The following is a 21,816-nucleotide window of genomic DNA, read 5'->3' as shown; positions in this document are numbered from 1 at the left end:
ATATGAAAAAGCCAGAAGATAAAAAGATCAAAAATAAGCCCAAAGTAACTATGGCTAAGGCTTTTAAGACTATAATATGGCCTAGACGAAACCTGGTATTTATTGGCCTGATCTTAATCGTATTTAATCGCATAGCTGGACTTATACTACCATGGAAGAGTAAAGCTTTATTAGATGAAGTGATCCCAAGTAAAGATATGGGACAATTATATGAACTATTAATCATTGTTGGGGTTGCCATATTGGTCCAGGCGACTACCTCATTTTTATTGACAAGAATTTTAAGTGTACAAGCGCAATATTTAATCTCTGAACTTAGAGCACAAGTGCAGAAAAAAGTGTTATCCTTACCCATTAGCTTTTTTGACAATACAAAGTCAGGAGCTTTGGTATCTAGAATCATGAGTGATGTAGAAGGAGTTCGCAATCTTATTGGCACCGGTTTAGTTCAAATGGTCGGAGGTACATTTACCGCCATTGTTTCTTTAATCATTCTTATCTATATCAATCCCTGGATGACTTTATTTGTTTTGGTTCCAGTAAGCCTCTTCGGTATTGTGGCCTTAAAAGCATTTAAGTATATCCGTCCAATTTTTAGAGTAAGAGGAGAAATAAATGCCGAAGTAAAAGGTAGATTAACTGAAACTCTTGCGGGAGTGCGAGTAATTAAAGGATTTGGAGCTGAAGAGCAGGAGCATAAAATTTTTGAAAGCGGAGTACATCGCTTATTTCAGAATGTAAAGAAGAGTCTAACAGCTACGGCGTTGATGACCAGTTCTTCTACATTTTTATTAGCTGGAATAGCATCTACTGGTATAATGGGGATTGGTGGGTATTATATGATGCAAGATGTTGATCCAATGACCACGGGAGATTTTTTATTTTTTACAATGGTACTTGCTTTTATGATAGCACCAATTGTACAAATGAGTAATATTGGTAGTCAATTAACCGAAGCGTTAGCAGGATTAGACCGTACCGAAGAACTAATGAATATGACTCCTGAAGAGGAGATTGAAGACAGAACTATCGAATTGGATGATATTAAAGGTGATATTATTTTTGATCGTGTTTCTTTTGCCTATGAAGAAGGAAAAGATGTACTGCATGATATCAGTTTTAGAGCCTCAACAGGATCGGTTACAGCTTTAGTAGGCAGTTCTGGTTCTGGTAAATCAACTATAGCTGGATTGGCGGCCACCTTTTTAAATCCAAAATTAGGACTCATAACTATAGATAGTCATGATATCTCTAAAGTAAAGTTAACCAGTTATCGCAGAAATCTTGGGGTAGTATTACAAGATGAATTTTTGTTTGAAGGCACAATTCGAGAAAATATTGTTTTTCCGAGACCAGAGGCAACAGACGAACAAGTATTTCAAGCCGTAAAGGCCGCTTATGTAAACGAATTCACAGATCGATTTGAAGATGGATTAGACACTTTAATTGGTGAACGTGGTGTAAAACTATCTGGGGGACAACGACAGCGCATTGCAATTGCAAGGGCTATATTGGCTGATCCAAAGATTATTATACTCGATGAAGCAACATCAAGCTTGGATACCGAAAGTGAAGCTCTAATACAGAAGAGTCTTGCAGAATTAATGAAAGGAAGAACGACTTTTGTAATTGCTCACAGGTTAAGTACCATAAAAAAAGCCGATCAAATTCTAGTGATCGAATCAGGTAATATTGCCGAACGCGGAACCCATGAAGAATTAATTGCCAAAGAGGGTCGATATTTTGATTTATATACGTATCAGGCAAGGATTTAATCAACAAACATTTCTTTGAGGCTTGTATAGATTAGCTTATTAATTCGACTTATTATAAAAAATACGTTGGATGATAAGGTTTTTATTGGTATTGGTTATTGTTATGCATACTGGTTTTTCATATGGCCAAGACTTAATGAATAATAACCCTGCAAAAAAGGAGTATGAGTATTTCCTGGATTTTTTTACTTCTCGAAATACTCAGGATCATAAAAATGCACTGAAGTATATCGATAACAATTGGTCGGAGCACTTTGAAATCCTTGCCATAGAGTCTCTTTATTTTCTTAGAAGCCCATCTACTTCTCTTAAACTTTTGAATATTCTTCAAAAAAAAACAAGAAAACAATATCCTCGTGATTTTGACAAATGGTACGAATATATTTGGAACAAAGAACCTTCATATCTCCACTCCTATTATACGTTTAAGGCCATCTTACATAAAGCAATAGACTCTCGTTTTGACACCTATTTTTTGGATCGTGACAATCAATCTACTATACGATTAGATGAAGTGCGTTGGGGTGGTGTTGTACAAGACGGTATACCTCCATTACGTAACCCTAAAATGATAAAAGCTAATGAAGCTAATTATTTAAATGACACCGATATTGTTTTTGGTATTGCTGTAAATGGGGATACTCGCGCCTACCCAAAACGTATTTTAGCCTGGCATGAAATGTTTACCGATCAAGTCGGAAACGTCCCAGTAGCTGGCGTATACTGCACCTTATGTGGAACCGTAATTCTATATAAAACAGAAAAAAACGGAAAAAAATACGATCTAGGAACTAGTGGTTTTTTATATCGATCAAACAAATTGATGTATGACCAAGAAACACAATCTTTATGGAATACACTTTGGGGAAAACCCGTTATTGGACCTTTGGTAGGAAAAGGAATCGAACTGGAATACCTTAGTGTAGTAACCACAACCTGGAAGGCATGGAAAAAACTACATCCAGAAACAACGGTTCTATCTATAAAAACAGGACATACTAGAGATTATGGTACTGGTGTTGCTTATCAGGATTATTTTTCTACGGATGAGCTAATGTTTACTGTGCCTACAAATGATACTAGATTACCTAACAAACAAGAAATCTTAGCCGTACGACTTCCTTCTGAAACCGATAAAAACATTGCAATCTCATCAAAATTTTTAAAAAAGAACATCATTTACCAAAATACGATAGCAAACAAAAACTTTACCGTATTTACAGATAGCAGCGGAGCACATAGAGTCTATTTTACCCAAAATATTAGGTTTATTTCCTATAGTAATACTATTGCAATAGATGCTAATGGAGGTACCTGGAAACTAAATGAAGACGGTATGATGAACACTTTAACAAAAGATATACTCAAACGACTGCCAACACATAATGCATTTTGGTTTGGATACAAAGCTGCTTTTCCTGAAGTGATATTGATTAAATAACATCTATTTAAAATCAATCTTAACTTCAGATTTAATAATTTTAAAGGACTAAAATCAAAACTATGGAAAATAATATACGTGGAGGCGATGCTCCTATTGCTTGTGATCTGGAAGCTGGTAAAAATTATGCCTGGTGCAGTTGCGGACATAGTGCAGATCAACCTTTTTGTAATGGAAATCATAAAAAAGAAGGAGGAACCAATCCTGTTATTTTCAGTGTTGAAGAAGCTAAAGAGGCTTATTTGTGTACTTGTAAGCAGACTGGCAATCCTCCATATTGTGATGGATCACATAAGAATTAAATAAGAACACCCTATATTCCATAAACGAAAAAAGCTTTTCTCGTTGAATGAAGCATTTATTCTTTTATAAGCTCTTCATGTTGTATCCATGAGAATACAATGGTAATAATTCTGGAAATTACGAATACTAAGATCCCAAAAATGGTTGGTAAGGCGGATATTTTTAATCCTCCCGCCAGCATGGATGCAGAAATTTCGCCAAGTTTTTCGATAGTATCAAACGCTTCTACCAACCCAACTAATTGACCAAGTACTCCCCAAACCATTGTAAAAAGGCCAATAGAATTAATCAATGAACTATATTTTATTGAAGAAAATCCTTTTCTTCTTATTTCTAATACGTTTTTTATGGTTAGAAAAAGAATCAATAAAAGCATTATTAATATTGGCACCATAAAAAACAAACCTCCAAAATAAAGCAAATCAAACAGGTCAGGAAATAAAAAAATATTTTGTAGCTGCATCAGAAATAGTTGCATAATTTTTAATGTGAAATTAGACATATTATTTTTTAGTTAGACTTTTTGAGGATTTATTTTTATGTGATATTGACACTTCGGGATAATCACCAGCAGGAAAATTATGTATCATATCATTATTTTCATCTTTTATGTAAGTATCAAAAAAGTTTAAGATCAATTCATTTGTTATGTGGGTCATTCTCTCTGGAGCTATTGATCCTGTCTCTGTTAATGCATGTATTTTAGTCCAATATGATAAATCCCCAAAATTAGCATGGCCTGTAGTTGCAATTGTTACTAAAAAAAAGTCATTTTTTGCTACCCTTTCGTATACATAAAAATTGGGAGTAAAAAAGCTCTTATAATCTCTATCTGCATGCATTACCATTAAAGGCACATCTAATCTAGTGTCAATGAGTCTTCCAAATTGAGCCCCATCCATATTGATTACTCCTTTAATTCTTTTATTCACAGATGCATTTTGTACTACCGAAGCTCCGCCCCAAGAATGCCCTAAAAGTCCTATTTTATCAACATCTAATTTTTGAAATAGAAATCCATTATGATCGCTATTCATTATTTCTAATTGATCTATTACAAAAGAGATATCGTTTGACCATCTATCCAGACTTTTAAAATATGGAAGATGTTGTATTATTTCATAAGTTGCCTTATTTCGCAATAGGGAGTCTTTTCCATTAAGAGCTACTTCCATTTTTTTATTCACATAATCAAAATCTAGTCCTTTGTTCATAGAATCTATATTGTCCTGACTCCAAGCTATTTTCTTTCCTTGATACTCTGTAAGAAAGGATTCATAGGTATGATCAATACCAACTACAATGTAACCCTGGCTAACAACTTCTTCAATAATAGAGGTATACATTTCACTATTCCATAGCAATCCATGCGACAATACAATAAGTGGCAATTGGGTATTGTTAGTAATGGGTAATAGTTTCTGGATATGAGTTTTTGTAAGATTAAAATGTGTTGCAATAAAGGAAGGCATATTCTTACTTTTCACAAAAGCTTCGGCATATCCTTGATCCATATACCGTTTGGGTTCGGTTATTTTATGATCAGAAGGATACCATATATGCAGTTTTAATTTTCTGTAATCACCTATTTCCTTCGTAAGTACTTCTTGCCGTGTTTGATCTTCTATGTATACTGATTGTAATCCTACTGAAAATGGGCCTGTTGGCTCAGGAAACTTCATCACAGGCATTATAACTCCCAAGACAGTGCTCAATACAAGGGCAAGAATTCCAAAAGTTACCAGAACCGTTTTAATCCATTTTTTAAGAGTTGATTGATAAAAAAGAAGCATTCCTATAACAAAAGAAATATAAGCCAGGTACATTTGCCATCTACTATTCTCAATACATATATGAAGTATTAGGAATAAAACGGAGAAATAAAAAGTCCATTTTTTTAATTTAGAATGCTGTGTAAATAACGTGATGAAAAAACCTGCGCTAGAAATAAGAAATAAAAACTCAATGGTTCGCATAAGTCGTATTAATTTTAGTTTCAATCAAAATTATTAACCTCGAGCATTCCATGATTTTAATTACGATAGAATACAGGATTAGCCCTATTTATTACCAAATGGTTCTTAAAAGATGAGTATGATGGTTAAAACCCGAATTCATTTGGTTATTCGTCTCAATAATGATGTAGTTTTAAAAAATATGTTGATATTATGATCGAATAAGAATATATGATCTCTCAAGAATTTATAGTAAAGAAGGTTACTCAAATAGTACTTCATACTATCTTTTGGATAGTTGTTCTGTTCTGTTACACCTATTTTTTTGGCCACAACACCAACAATATAAATTATGTGTTTTCGTTTTCATTATTCTTGATACCGGTAACCATGGGAACGACCTACACGGTAATCAATCTGTTAATTCCTAAATACTTACTTCAGGAGAAGTATTTCCTATTTATTGTATACTGTATTTATACTGTTATCATATCAGCTTTATTCATTATTCTATCTCTATTTTATGGATTAATTTTCTTGTCATCTTTAAAATTCGCTGGAATGGCCCCTATGACCCGTAGTCCATTATTCCTTTTTGTTGCCGTATATTTTGTTGTATTTATTGCTAGTGCTTTTAGTCTGGTACAACATAATTACAAATCTACGTCGGCAAATCACGAACTTAGGAACAAAATCTTAGAAGCTCAGCTCAAGCTTAAGGAACAAGAACTACAGTATCTTAAAATGCAAATTCATCCACACTTCCTATTCAATACACTAAATACAATGTACGGGTTTGCCTTAAAAAAATCTGAGCAAACTCCCGAAATGATCTTGATGTTATCGAATCTTTTAGATTATTTACTTTATCAGGTCGATAAACCTTTGGTCTCTCTGCACGAAGAAATTAACCATATTAAAGATTATGTGGCATTAGAAAAGATGCGTTTTAGTGATACCTTAAAAATCGATATGAAATTTGAAAATATCCCCGATACCATTCAAATTGCTCCAATGCTTTTTATTCCTTTTGTAGAAAACAGCTTTAAACATGGGCAAATTCGAAATCAAAAACTTACTATTGTAATGAAAATGATTTATATAAATAATGAAATTCATTTTTCAATAAAGAACTCGATCCTTAACTTTTCTACTGATAATCATGAATATGGTATTGGGTTAACAAACATAAAAAAAAGATTATCTCTCCTGTATCCAGACAACTACAAATTAGAAGTAACAAAAAATAAAGAGTGGTATTCTGTTATCTTAATCTTAAAACTTTAAAAAAGACAAATAAATGAGCACTACAATATCCTGCATAATTGTTGACGATGAACCGACTGCTCGCGATATCATTGTCGATCATCTTTCAAAAATTGATTGTATCGATGTATTAGCTGTTTGTAATAGTGCTATGGAAGCTTTCAACACCATTAATAATCAGAAAATAGATCTAATTTTTTTAGATATTAACATGCCCGAAATTTCAGGCATTTCTTTTGCCAAATCTATCAATAAGGATATTAAAATCATTTTCACCACTGCCTATAGGGAATATGCGATAGAAGGATTTGATCTTCATGCAGTTGATTATCTATTAAAACCCATTTCTTTCGAAAGACTTCTGAATTCTATAAATAATTATTTTGAAGTCTATCATAAAACCAAAACTGCGGCAATAGCAGAACCTCTTTTGAATGATTTTATTTTTGTGAGATCAGATAGAAGAATGAAAAAAATTAATTTTTCTGAGATTATCTATGTAGAAAGTTATGGAGATTATATAAAAATTCATTGTGAATCTGCTACACTAATAACCCGTGAAACTATAAGTATTATAGAATCTAAGTTACCTCAGCAACAGTTTATGCGGACCCATAGATCTTATATTATTTCCATTTCGAAAATAGATTCATTTTCTAATGAAGAAATACAATTGAATAACAAATCTATCCCTATAAGCAGGAACTACAAATCAGAAGTTCTACAAAGACTTGGAGGAATATAAAAAAAGACCACCATATGGTGATCTTTTTTATTCTTATATATTTAAAACCCAAGATAAATTATACATGTAACGCTCTATTTTCTGTTGCAGCTAAAGCCGCTTCTTTTATAGCCTCAGTAAAGGTTGGGTGTGCATGAGACATTCTAGAAATATCTTCTGCAGATGCTCTAAACTCCATTGCAGTAACTGCTTCTGCAATTAAATCTGCACAACGAGCACCTATCATATGTACTCCTAATACCTCATCAGTAGTTTCATCAGCAAGTATTTTTACAAAACCATCTAAATCTGCACTGGCACGAGCTCTCCCTAATGCTCTAAACGGAAACTGTCCTGATTTATACTTTATACCAGCTTCTTTTAATTCTTCTTCAGTCTTACCAACTGCAGCAACTTCTGGCCAAGTATATACTACTCCTGGGATTAAGTTATAATCTATATGTGGTTTTTGACCTGCTAAAGTTTCTGCAACAAAGACACCTTCTTCTTCGGCTTTATGAGCCAGCATAGTCCCTTTTATTACATCTCCTATAGCATAGATATTAGCTGCACTAGTCTGCAAGTGATCATTTACTTCCACTTGTCCTCTATCGTTGAGTTTAACTCCAGCGGCTTCGGCATTTAATCCATCGGTATAAGGACGACGCCCCACAGAAACCAAACAATAATCACCTTTAAATTCTACAGGGTTACCTTTCTTATCATCAGCAGTAATGGTAACCGTTTTTGCCGTGGTCTTTAAAGCAGTTACTTTATGTGAAGTATAGAATTTAACTCCTTGTTTTTTCATCACTTTCTGCAATTCTCTAGACAATGATTTATCCATACCCGGAATAATTCTATCCATAAACTCTACAACAGAAACCTCTGCACCAAGACGACGATATACTTGTCCCAATTCAAGACCAATAACTCCTCCACCAATAATAACCATATGTTTAGGTACCTCTTTTAGCTTCAGTGCCTCTGTAGATGTGATCACTCTCTTCTTATCCAGCTTAATAAAAGGCAGAGTAGAAGGTTTAGAACCTGTTGCAATAATAGTATTCTTAGCCTCAATAGTATCTACCTTACCATCAGCTTTTGTAACATTAATATGTGTAGCATCTTTAAAAGATCCCACTCCTTCAAAAACGTCAATCTTGTTTTTCTTCATTAGAAAATCAACACCGCCTGTAGTTTGATCTACCACAGCTTGCTTACGTGCGATCATCTTTTCCAGATTAATTTTTACACCGCCTGGTATTTCAATACCGTGATCAGCAAAATGTTTGGTAGCATGCTCATAATGATGAGAAGAATCCAGTAGTGCTTTACTAGGAATACACCCTACATTAAGACAGGTTCCACCAAGTGTAGAATATTTTTCGATTATTGCGGTTTTCATACCCAGTTGTGCGCATCGAATAGCGGCCACATATCCACCAGGTCCAGAGCCAATTACGGCTACATCATATGTACTCATAATAGATTATTATGTTGTGCGTATTAATAAGAACAGCAAATGTACAAATGTTTTATTTCTTACCGAAGTACAGATCTTCTCATTTTTCATTAAAAACAATATTAGAACTATCAAAAAGTTATACATTAATCAAAGAGAGAATTAAATATCTGAAAAAACAAAAATCTTTGCTACTTTGCAGCCTAGATACTTTATTACTTTTTAAAACTTAATATGCGCTATTTACCAACGATATTTTTAATTGCTGTTATTATTTTATGGAGTTCCTGCCGCAAGGATTTTGAATCGGACCCGAGTATAGGAAATCTCCAATTCTCTACCGATACTTTATTTTTAGATACTATATTCACAAATATCGGATCTAGTACATATAGTTTTAAAGTTTATAATCGAACTGGTGATGATTTTACTATCCCAACAATTAGGTTAGAACGAGGAGAAAGTTCTAATTACAGGCTTAATGTGGATGGGATTCCTGGAAAATCTTTTGAAAACATACAAGTCCTGGCAAAAGATAGTATTTTTATTTTTGTAGAAACTACTACTGATATTACTAGTGAGACTACAGATACAGAGTTTCTATACACCGACCGTATTTTGTTTGATCGAGGAGGAAATCAACAGGATGTTGATTTGGTAACTTTAGTAAAAGATGCCGTATTTATTATACCCAATAGGGACTGTATGGTAATTAATGGTGAAGAAACATGCACCATAGAAGGCGTTACCATTGGAGACGCCACCATATCGGCTCATGTATTATCAGATGAAGAATTAATTTTCACCAACGAAAAACCCTATGTTATTTATGGCTATGCAGTGATTCCTAATAATAAAACTCTTATTATAGAAGCTGGGGCAAGAATTCATTTTCATGAAAACTCAGGTATTATTGCCGCAGACCAAGCGACTCTGATTGTAAATGGTGATGTAAGTACAGACCCAGAGCGTATGGAAAATGAAGTGATTTTTGAAGGCGATCGCCTCGAACCAATATTTAGTGATATCCCAGGACAATGGGGAACCATATGGCTTACTCCTGGAAGTACAGCTCATAGTATTAATCATGCCACCATAAAAAATGCTACTGTCGGTATTTTAATGAATTCTGATGATGGTCGCCCAGATCCTACTCTTAGGATTACAAATACACAAATTTATAATAGTTCAAATGTTGGCTTTCTTGCCAGAGCGGCTAATGTCGAAGGAGAAAACCTGGTTATCAATAATGCAGGACAAGTATCACTTAATTGTTCGTTAGGAGGAACGTACAATTTTAATCATTGCACATTTACTAATTATTCGAATATTGGATCGGGATTTAGAGAATTGCCAACTGTTTTGATTGACAACAACCTACGAGTAGACGACAACGAAGTAATAGTTGCAGATTTAGTTGAAGCAAATTTTACAAATTGTATTATCTATGGAAACCAAGATAGAGAGGTTTTGTTTAGCAAAATTGAAGGTACCGCATTTAATTATTCCTTTAAAAATTGCTTGATAAAATTTGATGATTTTGACGATAGTTTTAAAGACAATCCTTTATACGATTTTGCTAATACAAGTTTGTTTGAAAATGTTATTTTAAATGAAGATCCAGAGTTTAAAGCTCCTTTTGAAAATATATTAAGAATTGATGATAGCTCTCCTGCAAATGGTCGTGCATCGGTAACTGCTTCTGGTATGGATATTTTAGGAATTCCAAGAAGCGCTACAACTCCAGATATAGGAGCCTACGAAAGTGCTGCTTTTGAATAGAAATAATAATATTTCTGGAACGCAATTCTTCTCACTAAGGCTCTCTTACCCAAATATGAACCCTTCTATTTGACGGTAATCTGCGGCCTCTAATCTGAGGGACTGCCCATCTATCTCCATAAGTTTCTATTTGAATTCTGGAACTGTCAATCCCGTTTTCTTCAAAATAGTTCCTAACCGATTCAGCTCTTCTTCTAGACATGGAAATCGGGTCTTGATGCCCATGAGACGCTACACCTCCCAGTATTAAAATTTTATCTGATTCTCGATTTAATCTTTCAATTATTGGATCAAGAATTGCGCTATGTCCTTCTGGAAGATCCGCACTTCCCGAAGCAAATCCATCTAGGATGTTTTCTGTACTAAAATATGAAGTGACTCCATCTTGGAACCTCTGAGAAGTGTCAGCACTACAACCTGCATCCAAAACTTCTGTTGTTGAAGCAATTATACTGAATGGATCTCTCGAAGAACTTTTTTCAATAGACCACCTAAAACTCCCTAATACTCTTCCCGTATTAATATTTACTGCCACTGTATCAAAGTGTTTACGTTGATTCATATTCAACATTGGAGAGTCATTAATTACTGCGCTACCTGTTGACGAAGTGTAAGGTCGACTCCCATGTAAAACTCTTCCTCCTGGACCGGTTTGTCCTGCATTAGGTTCATCAGCCCATTGATTTTGAGATTGATCCCATTGAGCACCAAAATATGGATCTCTTTCATTTATTGATCGATCTACTTTTGGTCTATTTGCCCATCGATCGTAATCAATAATCGTCCTACTCCAATTCTGAACTTCTACCGTTTGAATAAAAGATATCGTTTCATTTGGACCGACGACGCTACTATTTGGTGTAAATTCTATTCTCACATGCACAATCCCCCCTACTCTCCTTCCTGATCTACTATGTGAAGGAGTTAATTGCCATTCAAATACACCTGTCGGAAGTGAGCACGAACCTACGTTAGGCGTTCCAATCATATGAGGTCTACGTATAGCCCTATTAACAATATTATTCGATGCGTTATTTTTTTGCTGTATTGTATGGGTTAATTCATGAGCTAGTAATTTTTTACCTTCGGTAGACTTGGTATCGTACATATTGGTATTAAAGTATATATCATTACCATGTGTAAAAGCTTTCGCATCTAGGCTTTCATTCATCTCGTGAGCCTTATGATCAGTATGCACGCGAATATTCTTAAAATTTTCACCAAATCCATGTTCCATATCTGTTCTTACCTCTTTAGGAAGCCGAGCACCGTTTCCTTTGGTATTACGAATATTACTTTCTAATTCAGAGTTGAATTGAACATTTGGTACGTATGATTTTGTCTGTACTTTACCTTTTAATGGTTCTTCATTACTCTCAAATATGGATTTTTGCATAACAGATTCTTCATCTTTCTTCTCCGATTTTTGTAATTTTTCTTCTTTAACACTATTTTCTTGCTTTTTTTGCCTAGGTTCCAAAGTACTGGAATGATCGAGTTTTTGAATCACTTTATCCGCTATTAAATCTGCCTCATATTCATCATTAGGCTGACCTACAATTAATTTAGGCTGAATAATTGAAGGGGTAAAAAAGGGAGTCTTTTCTTCTTTATATTTGGAAAAAAAGGGAGTAGATTCACTTCTATCAAAAAATGATTTTGATGAGTGAAAATTCGAAGAATCATTAATTTTATTAGATGTAGCCCTCATAAAAACTATGATTTTATTTCAAAAAAGAATAAATTAACTCGATTAATGAGGTGTTTACGATCTTATAAAGATAGCATCTTTATTTTAAACACATTAACAATGATTTTTTAAACTATATTATATACTAATAAAGGCCTTAATTCCCGTACTATGTCCAAAATTAAAACCATATTCATCATTATCATATCCAGTATGATTCATACGATTACTGCACAGAATAAATCTATCCATGCTAAGATTAATACAGATATGTATGAAAACTTTTCAAAAGCCTATAAAACTTTAGATTTTGACTTATTTGCTTCTATACATAGTAAAGATATGATTAGAATTTCTGGAGATGGTGGGCAAATAAAAGATGTAAAAACATACCTAAAAAGGTATCAGAAAAGATGGTCTGATTCAAACAGAAAACCTTCACCAATTGATTTTAGGCTTTTTGAAAGAGTATACTCTGATTCTTTAGTTTCTGACAGAGGTATTTATAGGGTAACCTATTCAGATGATAAAAATCAAACAAAGTACTCTTATGGACAATTTCACGTGGTCTTAAGACTAGAAAACGGGCTTTGGAAAATACTTTTAGATTATGACTCTAACGAAAATAAAAGTATAAATAAAGAACGTTATGAATTAGCTTTCCCCCTTTCAGAATATAAAAAATATTGGAAACATTAGAATACTTAATAGTTTCTAGTATTTTTGAAAAATTCATCCCCCTAGATTAAGACATCAATGAAGGTTTCTAAAAAAACAAGAATTATAGCAATTCTGTCTCTGGTATTTTTAAATATAAGCTGTGATCAAATTTCTAAAAGTATTGTTCGAAAAACCATTGAACCTTATGAACGAATAGAAGTTTTAAAGAATAATTTTGTACTGACCAAAGTTGAGAATACAGGAGCAGCATATAGTTTAGGTTCTGATTTAACTCCTGTATTGAAAATTCTAGTATTGCAAATCCTGCCAATATTAGTCTTATTACTATTACTAAGATTACTCCTTATTAAAGTAAACTACTCCAAAACAACAATAATAGGGCTTGCTTTTATTATTGGAGGAGGAATTGGAAACCTTTTTGATCGTATCGTATATGGATCTGTTACTGATTTTTTAATTATGGATTTAGGTATCATAAAGACTGAAATATTTAATATAGCCGATGTTTCGATTATGACGGGTTCTGTTTTAATTATTCTAAGTACTTTTTTAAGCAAGAACGAAACTTTTTTCACCCAAAAGACCTCAATACATGAGTTGGATTAAAGAAATATCATATGATAACGCCACTGGTCAACTAAAAAAACTGTATAATCGTATAAAAGGTCCCAACAATACTATTGACAATGTACTTTCAATACACAGTCTAAGACCGCATACGCTTGTTGGACATATGGGATTATACAAAAACGTATTACACAACTCCAATAATACCCTCCCCAAATGGTATCTAGAAACACTTGGTGTTTATGTCAGCAGTTTAAATCAATGTAGCTATTGTGTTGATCATCACTCAGCCGGATTAAAACGGTTATTGAATGATGACTCCAGGTATCAAGAAATAATCTCTTGTTTATTAAAAGACGAAACACACAATCATTTCAAATATCAATATTTAGCAGGGTTGCGTTATGCCAAACAACTAACATTATCCCATAACACCATTACAGAAGCAGATATTCATATCCTAAGAGAACAACAACTATCAGATGGAGAAATATTAGAAATCAACCAAGTAGTTAGTTACTTTAACTATGTAAATAGAACTGTAGTAGGTCTTGGCGTAAATACGGATGGTGATATAATAGGCCTCTCGCCGAACGAAAGTGATGATCCCAATAATTGGAACCACTCTTAAACCCTAAAAAAATAAAAAACGCATGACTATTAATCACGCGTTTTTCTATACTCTACTTCCTATAATTTATGCTACAAATAGAGGCTTATCTGCCATCATTGCATTAACTTCATCTGCTATAGCATGTAAGGCATCTTCATTATCTACGTTAGCAATTACTTTATCAATAAGCTCTACAATAGCCAACATATCCTTTTCTTTTAAGCCTCGAGTTGTTACAGCCGATACTCCAATACGAATTCCTGAAGTAACAAACGGAGATTTATCATCAAAAGGTACCATATTTTTATTTACTGTTATCTCTGCAATACCAAGTGCTTCTTCAGCTTGTTTTCCTGTTACTTCTTTGTTTCGAAGGTCAATTAACATCATATGGTTATCAGTACCATTAGAAATCACCTTATATCCTTTTTGTACAAAAGCTTCAGCCATAACCGCCGCATTTTTCTTCACTTGTACGATATAATGTAAAAACTCATCTGTCAAGGCCTCACCAAATGCGATTGCTTTTGCTGCAATTATATGTTCTAACGGACCACCTTGATTACCAGGAAATACTGCACTATCTAACAAAGAAGACATCATACGTTTTTTTCCGCTTTTTAGCGTAATGCCAAATGGATTTTCAAAGTCTTTACCCATAATAATCAATCCACCTCTAGGTCCTCGTAATGTTTTATGAGTTGTCGTTGTAACTACATGACAATACGGTACCGGATCAGAAATCACACCTTTGGCAATTAATCCAGCAGGGTGAGCAATATCAGCCATAAGAATAGCTCCTACGCTATCTGCGATCTCTCTAAATCTTTTATAATCAATCTCTCTTGAATAAGCAGAAGCTCCTGCAATAATTAATTGTGGTTTTTCTGCAGTGGCAATTTCCTGAATTTTATCATAATTTAATCTACCTGTCTCCTCTTCTACCCCATAAAATACAGGATTATATAGTTTACCTGAAAAATTAACCGGGGACCCATGAGTTAAATGTCCTCCATGAGAAAGATCAAAACCAAGTATTTTATCACCCGGTTTTAGACATGCATGATACACTGCAGTATTGGCTTGAGATCCAGAGTGTGGTTGTACATTAGCATATTCTGCTCCAAACAATTCTTTGGCACGATCAATAGCTATTTGCTCTACAACATCCACTACTTCACATCCACCATAGTAGCGTTTGCCAGGGTATCCTTCTGCATATTTATTGGTTAGTACTGATCCTGCTGCTTCCATTACTTGTTCACTAACAAAGTTTTCTGAAGCAATCAATTCCAATCCATTAATTTGACGTTCTTTTTCGTCCTGGATTAAATTAAAAATTTGTTCGTCGCGTTGCATGTATTCTTAGTTTGTTAATAAAGATGCAAAAGTAGGAAATACATTTCTTAATTCAGCTTAAACAAACCCTAATAAATATAAACAACTTGTTCACAGTTTTCATAAATTTTAATTGGATTCTTGCCTCTAAATCGGGCTACTAGAAAATCTTATCAATATTTTATATATTTTTCACATAATTAGAAACTTTTAACCGTTCGAAAATTATATATTTGATTATAAGAACGACCAACAACATATTAAAAAAACTACAATGCCGATTACAGCAAATTATCCCAATAGAAAAACATGGATTGAAACTCCTTCAAATACAGATTTTCCTATACAAAATATTCCATTTGGAGTATTTCTTACCAGAGATGATATTATTACTATCGGAACCCGGATAGGTGACACCGCTATTGATCTTGGTGCGCTTCATCAACTTGGGTACTTCGAAGGAATCCCTCTGACTGATGATATTTTCTTACAGGATTCGTTAAACGATTTTATTTCTGATGGAAAAAAAACATGGAGGTTGGTACGTAATCGAATTGCAGATATTTTTGATACCGAGAATAAGGCGCTAAAAAATAATAAAGAACATCGAAAAATTGTTCTATTTACACTTGATGAAATTGAAATGCAATTACCAGTCAATGTTGGTGATTACACAGATTTTTATAGTAGTATCGAACATGCAACTAATGTAGGAACAATGTTTAGAGGTAAAGAAAATGCGTTAATGCCAAACTGGTTACATTTACCTGTTGGATACCATGGGCGCAGTAGTTCTATTATTCCTTCTGGCATCCCAATTCATCGTCCACAAGGACAAAAACTAACCAATGGAGCAACAGAGCCAATTTTTGGACCTTCAAGATTAGTAGATTTTGAACTAGAGATGGCTTTTATCACTACCGATGCTAATCAATTAGGAGAACCTATTCCTATCGAAGAAGCAGAAGATTATATATTTGGACTCGTATTATTTAATGACTGGAGTGCTCGTGATATCCAAAAATGGGAATATGTACCATTAGGTCCTTTTTTGGGAAAAAACTTTGCATCATCAATATCACCTTGGATTGTTACTTTAGATGCCTTAGAGCCTTTTAGAACAAACGGACCTAAACCCTTAAAAAAACAACTTCCTTATCTTCAATATGAAGGAAAAAAGAGTTTTGATATACATTTAGAAGTTGCCATTCAACCAGAAAAAGAAGAAGAGACTGTGATCTGCAAAAGTAATTTCAAGCATATGTATTGGAATATGGCACAACAACTAACACATCACACAGTTAATGGTTGCCCTGTAAACTCAGGAGATATGATGGGTAGCGGAACCTTATCTGGCCCTACCAAAGACTCTTATGGATCTATGCTAGAACTAAGCTGGAGAGGAGAAAAACCTGTTCAACTTAACTCAGGCGGTAGTCGTAAGTTTATAGAAGATAATGACACGGTTATTATGAGAGGATATTGTGAAAAAGACGATGTGAGAATTGGTTTTGGAGAAGTATCCACCAAATTACTCCCCGTATTTAAAAAATAAAGACATTACAAAGTAGTATTAAACCTCGAAAAAATTAAATTTCGAGGTTTTTTGTTACTTTGTGGCATCAAAGTTGATTTTAATACCCAAATCAAACAAACTGAGAAATGAAAAAACTACTACTTTTATCGTTTATACTGGCCGTTACCTTTTCATGTAACAGTGTAAAGAAAACCCAGAAAGCTCTTAATACAGGAAATTATGATCAGGCAATAAACATTGCCTTGAACAAGCTTAAAACTAATAAAGACAAAAAAGGGAAACAACCTTATATCCTAATGCTAGAAGAAGCCTTTATCAAAGTTGTTGAAAGAGATATTAATACCATTACCTATCTAGAAAAAGAAGGCAATCCTGCTAATCTAGAACGTACATATAATACATATCTAACCTTAAAAGACAGGCAAGAACGTATAAAACCGTTATTACCACTTTATATGGTTGAGCAAGGTCGTAATGCTAATTTTAGATTAGAGAATTATGATCAGAAAATTATAAGTACAAAGGATAAACTTTCAAAATATCTATATGAAACGGCTAATGCAAGACTATCCTCTGCTAAAAGAAAAATAGACTTTAGAGAAGTGTATGATGATCTAATGTACTTAGATAAGATTACTCCCAACTATAAAAATACTAGAGCTTTAATCGAGGAAGCTCATATTAAGGGGACAGATTTTGTAAGAGTTACCATGAAAAACAGAACCGATGTTATTATACCTAGACGATTAGAAACAGATTTATTAAATTTTGGCACATATGGCCTCGATGATTTATGGACTGTTTACCATAGCAAACCACAAAATACTGTCCAATATGATTATGCAATGGAGGTTACTTTAAGAGAAATAAACATCTCTCCAGAGCGTGTAAAGGAACGTCAATTAGAAAGAGAGAAACAAGTTAAAGATGGTTGGGAATATTTACTGGATGAAAATGATGAAATTGTTTTAGATGAAGAAGGAAACAAAATAAAAGTAGATAGAATGGTCACCGTAGTATGCGAATATTACGAATTCACACAGTTTAAAGCTGCTAATGTAGTTGGAAATGTACAATACAAAAACCTAAGAACAAAACAACTTTTAGAGTCATTCCCTATAGCCAGCGAATATATTTTTGAACATATTTATGCTACGTATAATGGGGATAAAAGAGCATTAGATGATGATTTAGTTCGATATCTAGGGTTGCAAGCAGTTCAATTCCCAACTAATGAACAAATGGTTTATGATTCTGGTGAAGACCTAAAGAATAAAATAAAAAATATCATTACCAGCTATCGTTTTAAATAATTTGCATAGCACACCAAACACAAAAAAAGGAGCCAATATAATTGACTCCTTTTTTTCATTATACATATATCTATTATAATTTATATAAATTGATGTAACACTTGAGGTGTAATCATACTGTGAGATGAGTGATGCACCGTTTCTCCATTACGAATCACAATAAACTGAGGGGATTCATGAAAAACTTGAAACTTAGCAGATACCTCATTAGAAACATCCCGGTAATTTAATAAGTCTAAATAATACAGATCAACATCATCAGCGGTAAGATCAAAACTACTCTCAAAATTACGAACAACCATTCTACTAATTCCGCATCGCGTAGAATGCTTAAAGATGGCCTGTGTTTTTGTTTTTGAAGCTTCAGCTATTTTAGCCAATTGCTCAATCGAGGTTAGCTCTTGCCATGGTAACGCCTGTTTTTCTTCCTTAGGCTCTTTTGCTTCAGAACCAAATATCTTATTAAATATTCCCATTGTTTTCCTATACTATATTTATTACAAACTTAAGTAATTGATTTATATAATTGACTATTCTCATTTTTTGTCGTTATGATTTCCGTAACTTTACAATAAGTCAAAAAGTCAGCAAAACCAACACATAACAAGACATTTTGACGTATTTCTATAATCGGAATATTATTTGATTTTCTACAATCAAACTCAAAATAAATAATAAATGAATTTTAATAATTTCACTATAAAATCACAAGAAGCCATACAACAAGCGCAACAGCTTGCTCAAGGTTTCGGACATCAGCTCATTGAAAATGAACACATTTTCAAAGCTATTTTTAACGTAGACGAAAATGTACTTCCATTTTTGTTAAAAAAACTAAACGTAAACCTTTCGCTCTTACAACAAGTATTGGATAGTACCTTAGAGAGTTTTCCAAAAGTAAGCGGTGCCGAAATTCAGTTATCTAGAGAAGCCGGTACGTCTTTGAATGAAGCCAGTATAATTGCTAAAAAAATGAATGATGAATATGTGTCAATCGAGCATTTAGTTATAGCAATTTTTAAATCTAAAAGTAAAATAGCTCAAATCCTAAAAGATCAAGGAGTAACGGAAAAACATCTCACTGAAGCCATTAATGAAATTAGAAAAGGTGAACGGGTAACTTCTCAAAATGCTGAAGAAACCTACCAGGCGTTGAGTAAATATGCCAAAAATCTTAATGAGATGGCAGAAAACGGCAAACTTGACCCGGTTATTGGGCGTGATGAAGAAATTCGTCGAGTTTTACAAATCCTTTCTAGAAGAACTAAAAACAACCCAATGTTAGTAGGTGAACCTGGAGTTGGTAAAACTGCAATTGCCGAAGGTTTGGCTCATCGTATTATTGCAGGAGATATTCCAGAAAACCTTAAAAATAAGCAGATCTTCTCATTAGATATGGGTGCATTAATTGCAGGTGCTAAGTTTAAAGGCGAATTTGAGGAACGTCTTAAATCTGTTGTAAAAGAAGTCACTACAAGCGATGGAGATATTGTCTTATTTATAGACGAAATACACACTCTTGTTGGTGCAGGTGGTGGACAAGGAGCTATGGATGCAGCAAATATCCTAAAACCGGCTCTGGCCAGAGGCGAGCTTAGAGCTATTGGAGCAACCACCTTAGATGAATATCAAAAATACTTTGAAAAAGATAAAGCCCTCGAAAGACGTTTTCAAAAAGTTATCGTAGATGAACCAGATACAGAAAGTGCCATCTCTATTCTTAGAGGAATTAAAGAAAAGTACGAAACACATCATAAGGTGCGTATAAAAGATGAAGCCATTATTGCGGCAGTAGGGTTATCTCAACGTTATATCACCAATAGATTTCTACCAGACAAAGCCATTGATTTAATGGATGAAGCAGCTTCTAAACTTAGAATGGAAATCAACTCTAAACCCGAAGAACTTGATGTATTGGATCGAAAAGTTATGCAGCTTGAAATCGAAATAGAAGCTATAAAGAGGGAAAATGATGAAGCTAAATTAAAAGCTCTAAATGCTGATCTTGCCAATATCAAGGAAGAGCGCAATGAGATTTTTTCTAAATGGCAAAGCGAAAAAGAAGTAGTAGATGCAATACAAAATACAAAAACCAGCATTGAAGAATATAAACTCGAAGCCGAACGTGCTGAGCGTAATGGAGATTATGGCAAAGTTGCCGAAATCCGCTATGGAAAAATCAAAGAAGCGCAAGAAAAACTAGATGCGCTGCAAAAACAATTAAGTGAGCAACAAAGTTCTTCTTCATTAATTAAAGAAGAAGTTACTAATGATGATATCGCTGAAGTAGTTGCGAAATGGACAGGAATACCCGTGACTAAAATGCTACAAAGTGAACGCGAAAAACTTCTGGTTCTTGAAAAAGAATTACAAAAACGTGTGGTGGGGCAAACTGAAGCTATACAAGCAGTAAGTGACGCCGTTAGAAGAAGTAGAGCCGGTTTACAAGATCAGAAAAAGCCGATCGGTTCTTTCTTATTTTTAGGTACTACTGGGATTGGTAAAACAGAACTTGCCAAAGCATTAGCCGAATATCTTTTTGATGATGAGGCCGCCATGACACGTATAGACATGAGCGAATATCAAGAGCGTCATGCAGTTAGCAGATTAGTTGGTGCTCCTCCGGGATATGTAGGATATGATGAAGGCGGGCAGCTAACTGAAGCAGTAAGAAGAAAACCTTATTCTGTTGTTTTATTGGATGAAATTGAAAAGGCTCACCCAGATACGTTTAACATATTATTGCAAGTATTAGACGAGGGAAGACTAACCGATAACAAAGGTAGAACTGCTGATTTCAGAAATACAATCATCATCATGACCAGCAATATGGGTAGTCATATCATTCAAGAAAAATTTGAAACTATAAAAGATATGGATACAGCCATGGAATCCGCCAAGATTGAAGTTCTTGGATTGCTAAAACAATCTGTACGTCCAGAGTTTTTAAATAGAATTGATGATATCGTAATGTTTTCTCCTTTAACCAAAACAGATATTACAGAAATTGTAAAGCTTCAACTACAAAGCGTATCCAAAATGTTAGCAGAACAAAACATTACTCTTGATGCCACCAATGAAGCCATTGTATATTTATCTGAAAAAGGCTTTCAACCTGAGTTTGGAGCCAGGCCAGTAAAACGTACAATACAAAAAGAAGTACTGAATCAACTATCTAAAGAAATTCTTGCCGGTAAAATATCCACTGAGAGCATTATTCTTATTGATGAATTTGATAACAGTCTGGTGTTTAGAAATCAAACAGATCTAGTTTCATAAAATCTATTATATAAGTTTAGAGTATCGCAACTCTAAACTTATATTTTTATTTTAAAATATACCAATTGGTATATTTTTAGTATATTT

The 21,816-nt window shown here is 33.9% G+C and carries 18 protein-coding genes; 12 read left to right on the top strand and 6 right to left on the bottom strand.

What is annotated here, in order from left to right; translation table 11 throughout:
* The first annotated feature begins 2 nt into the window (after positions 1-2).
* From JJQ60_RS03590 to JJQ60_RS03580, 3 genes are all read left to right on the top strand, one after another.
* Complete coding sequence (locus JJQ60_RS03590) at positions 3-1,775, top strand: ABC transporter ATP-binding protein (RefSeq protein WP_201916698.1); 1,773 nt, start codon at positions 3-5, stop codon at positions 1,773-1,775.
* A 70-nt stretch (positions 1,776-1,845) separates the two neighbouring features.
* Entirely contained in the window at positions 1,846-3,216 is a 1,371-nt protein-coding gene (locus tag JJQ60_RS03585) for a DUF3179 domain-containing protein (protein ID WP_201916696.1), read from the top strand.
* 62 nt (positions 3,217-3,278) lie between these two features.
* On the top strand, positions 3,279-3,518 hold the full coding sequence (locus JJQ60_RS03580) for a CDGSH iron-sulfur domain-containing protein (RefSeq protein ID WP_201916695.1): 240 nt from the start codon (positions 3,279-3,281) through the stop codon (positions 3,516-3,518).
* Between the two features lie 56 nt (positions 3,519-3,574).
* Here the strand turns inward: JJQ60_RS03580 and JJQ60_RS03575 are convergent, their stop codons facing one another.
* Together JJQ60_RS03575 and JJQ60_RS03570 are read right to left on the bottom strand one after the other, a co-directional pair.
* Positions 3,575-3,997 (bottom strand): MotA/TolQ/ExbB proton channel family protein, encoded by a 423-nt coding sequence (locus JJQ60_RS03575; RefSeq protein ID WP_201916693.1) that lies wholly within the window; start codon positions 3,995-3,997, stop codon positions 3,575-3,577.
* Positions 3,998-4,022: 25 nt separating this feature from the next.
* Complete coding sequence (locus tag JJQ60_RS03570; RefSeq protein WP_201916691.1) at positions 4,023-5,495, bottom strand: alpha/beta hydrolase; 1,473 nt, start codon at positions 5,493-5,495, stop codon at positions 4,023-4,025.
* Between the two features lie 369 nt (positions 5,496-5,864).
* Here JJQ60_RS03570 and JJQ60_RS03565 point away from each other — a divergent pair, with 369 nt between their 5' ends.
* Both JJQ60_RS03565 and JJQ60_RS03560 read left to right on the top strand, forming a co-directional pair.
* Positions 5,865-6,761, top strand: a complete 897-nt coding sequence (locus JJQ60_RS03565; protein WP_236669026.1) for a sensor histidine kinase — start codon at positions 5,865-5,867, stop codon at positions 6,759-6,761.
* 13 nt (positions 6,762-6,774) lie between these two features.
* Positions 6,775-7,485, top strand: coding sequence for a LytR/AlgR family response regulator transcription factor (locus JJQ60_RS03560; protein ID WP_201916687.1), 711 nt, complete (start codon positions 6,775-6,777; stop codon positions 7,483-7,485).
* Between the two features lie 58 nt (positions 7,486-7,543).
* On the opposite strand, the gene lpdA is transcribed toward JJQ60_RS03560, so the two are convergent.
* Positions 7,544-8,950, bottom strand: a complete 1,407-nt coding sequence (gene lpdA / locus JJQ60_RS03555; RefSeq protein ID WP_201916685.1) for a dihydrolipoyl dehydrogenase — start codon at positions 8,948-8,950, stop codon at positions 7,544-7,546.
* Positions 8,951-9,163: 213 nt separating this feature from the next.
* On the opposite strand from lpdA, the gene JJQ60_RS03550 reads away from it, so the two are divergent.
* Complete coding sequence (locus JJQ60_RS03550; RefSeq protein ID WP_201916683.1) at positions 9,164-10,711, top strand: hypothetical protein; 1,548 nt, start codon at positions 9,164-9,166, stop codon at positions 10,709-10,711.
* Between the two features lie 34 nt (positions 10,712-10,745).
* Here JJQ60_RS03550 and JJQ60_RS03545 read toward each other — a convergent pair whose 3' ends face one another.
* Positions 10,746-12,422: an eCIS core domain-containing protein gene (locus tag JJQ60_RS03545; RefSeq protein ID WP_201916681.1), complete on the bottom strand. Its 1,677-nt coding sequence runs from the start codon at positions 12,420-12,422 to the stop codon at positions 10,746-10,748.
* A gap of 150 nt (positions 12,423-12,572) precedes the next feature.
* On the opposite strand from JJQ60_RS03545, the gene JJQ60_RS03540 reads away from it, so the two are divergent.
* The 3 genes from JJQ60_RS03540 to JJQ60_RS03530 are packed head-to-tail and all read left to right on the top strand — an operon-like array spanning position 12,573 to position 14,280.
* Complete coding sequence (locus tag JJQ60_RS03540; RefSeq protein WP_201916679.1) at positions 12,573-13,100, top strand: nuclear transport factor 2 family protein; 528 nt, start codon at positions 12,573-12,575, stop codon at positions 13,098-13,100.
* 57 nt (positions 13,101-13,157) lie between these two features.
* A complete protein-coding gene (lspA, locus tag JJQ60_RS03535) occupies positions 13,158-13,688 on the top strand; it encodes a signal peptidase II (RefSeq protein WP_201916677.1) in 531 nt (176 codons plus the stop codon).
* On the top strand, positions 13,675-14,280 hold the full coding sequence (locus JJQ60_RS03530) for a carboxymuconolactone decarboxylase family protein (RefSeq protein ID WP_201916675.1): 606 nt from the start codon (positions 13,675-13,677) through the stop codon (positions 14,278-14,280). Before lspA ends, JJQ60_RS03530 begins: the two co-directional genes overlap by 14 nt.
* 66 nt (positions 14,281-14,346) lie before the next feature.
* Here the strand turns inward: JJQ60_RS03530 and glyA are convergent, their stop codons facing one another.
* Complete coding sequence (glyA, locus tag JJQ60_RS03525) at positions 14,347-15,621, bottom strand: serine hydroxymethyltransferase (protein ID WP_201916673.1); 1,275 nt, start codon at positions 15,619-15,621, stop codon at positions 14,347-14,349.
* A 253-nt stretch (positions 15,622-15,874) separates the two neighbouring features.
* Between glyA and fahA the strand changes: the two genes are divergently transcribed.
* Together fahA and JJQ60_RS03515 are read left to right on the top strand one after the other, a co-directional pair.
* Positions 15,875-17,155, top strand: coding sequence for a fumarylacetoacetase (fahA, locus tag JJQ60_RS03520; protein ID WP_201916671.1), 1,281 nt, complete (start codon positions 15,875-15,877; stop codon positions 17,153-17,155).
* Between the two features lie 107 nt (positions 17,156-17,262).
* Positions 17,263-18,450, top strand: a complete 1,188-nt coding sequence (locus tag JJQ60_RS03515; RefSeq protein ID WP_201916670.1) for a hypothetical protein — start codon at positions 17,263-17,265, stop codon at positions 18,448-18,450.
* An 80-nt stretch (positions 18,451-18,530) separates the two neighbouring features.
* Here JJQ60_RS03515 and ytxJ read toward each other — a convergent pair whose 3' ends face one another.
* Complete coding sequence (gene ytxJ, locus JJQ60_RS03510) at positions 18,531-18,926, bottom strand: bacillithiol system redox-active protein YtxJ (RefSeq protein ID WP_201916668.1); 396 nt, start codon at positions 18,924-18,926, stop codon at positions 18,531-18,533.
* 202 nt (positions 18,927-19,128) lie between these two features.
* Here ytxJ and clpB point away from each other — a divergent pair, with 202 nt between their 5' ends.
* On the top strand, positions 19,129-21,729 hold the full coding sequence (gene clpB, locus JJQ60_RS03505; RefSeq protein ID WP_201916666.1) for an ATP-dependent chaperone ClpB: 2,601 nt from the start codon (positions 19,129-19,131) through the stop codon (positions 21,727-21,729).
* Positions 21,730-21,816 lie beyond the last annotated feature (87 nt).

The organism is Aquimarina mytili, from assembly GCF_016735115.1.
Lineage (GTDB): Bacteria > Bacteroidota > Bacteroidia > Flavobacteriales > Flavobacteriaceae > Aquimarina > Aquimarina mytili.
The sequence above is the reverse complement of the archived record's forward strand: the minus strand, read 5'-3'. Positions and strand labels throughout refer to the sequence as shown.

Bases quoted from the DNA above. Each gene is read 5' to 3' on its own strand.
- JJQ60_RS03590 (WP_201916698.1), top strand. From the start codon at position 3: ATGAAAAAGCCAGAAGATAAAAAGATCAAAAATAAGCCCAAAGTAACT.
- JJQ60_RS03585 (WP_201916696.1), top strand. From the start codon at position 1,846: ATGATAAGGTTTTTATTGGTATTGGTTATTGTTATGCATACTGGTTTT.
- JJQ60_RS03580 (WP_201916695.1), top strand. From the start codon at position 3,279: ATGGAAAATAATATACGTGGAGGCGATGCTCCTATTGCTTGTGATCTG.
- JJQ60_RS03575 (WP_201916693.1), bottom strand. From the start codon at position 3,997: ATGCAACTATTTCTGATGCAGCTACAAAATATTTTTTTATTTCCTGAC.
- JJQ60_RS03570 (WP_201916691.1), bottom strand. From the start codon at position 5,495: ATGCGAACCATTGAGTTTTTATTTCTTATTTCTAGCGCAGGTTTTTTC.
- JJQ60_RS03565 (WP_236669026.1), top strand. From the start codon at position 5,865: ATGGGAACGACCTACACGGTAATCAATCTGTTAATTCCTAAATACTTA.
- JJQ60_RS03560 (WP_201916687.1), top strand. From the start codon at position 6,775: ATGAGCACTACAATATCCTGCATAATTGTTGACGATGAACCGACTGCT.
- lpdA (WP_201916685.1), bottom strand. From the start codon at position 8,950: ATGAGTACATATGATGTAGCCGTAATTGGCTCTGGACCTGGTGGATAT.
- JJQ60_RS03550 (WP_201916683.1), top strand. From the start codon at position 9,164: ATGCGCTATTTACCAACGATATTTTTAATTGCTGTTATTATTTTATGG.
- JJQ60_RS03545 (WP_201916681.1), bottom strand. From the start codon at position 12,422: ATGAGGGCTACATCTAATAAAATTAATGATTCTTCGAATTTTCACTCA.
- JJQ60_RS03540 (WP_201916679.1), top strand. From the start codon at position 12,573: ATGTCCAAAATTAAAACCATATTCATCATTATCATATCCAGTATGATT.
- lspA (WP_201916677.1), top strand. From the start codon at position 13,158: ATGAAGGTTTCTAAAAAAACAAGAATTATAGCAATTCTGTCTCTGGTA.
- JJQ60_RS03530 (WP_201916675.1), top strand. From the start codon at position 13,675: ATGAGTTGGATTAAAGAAATATCATATGATAACGCCACTGGTCAACTA.
- glyA (WP_201916673.1), bottom strand. From the start codon at position 15,621: ATGCAACGCGACGAACAAATTTTTAATTTAATCCAGGACGAAAAAGAA.
- fahA (WP_201916671.1), top strand. From the start codon at position 15,875: ATGCCGATTACAGCAAATTATCCCAATAGAAAAACATGGATTGAAACT.
- JJQ60_RS03515 (WP_201916670.1), top strand. From the start codon at position 17,263: ATGAAAAAACTACTACTTTTATCGTTTATACTGGCCGTTACCTTTTCA.
- ytxJ (WP_201916668.1), bottom strand. From the start codon at position 18,926: ATGGGAATATTTAATAAGATATTTGGTTCTGAAGCAAAAGAGCCTAAG.
- clpB (WP_201916666.1), top strand. From the start codon at position 19,129: ATGAATTTTAATAATTTCACTATAAAATCACAAGAAGCCATACAACAA.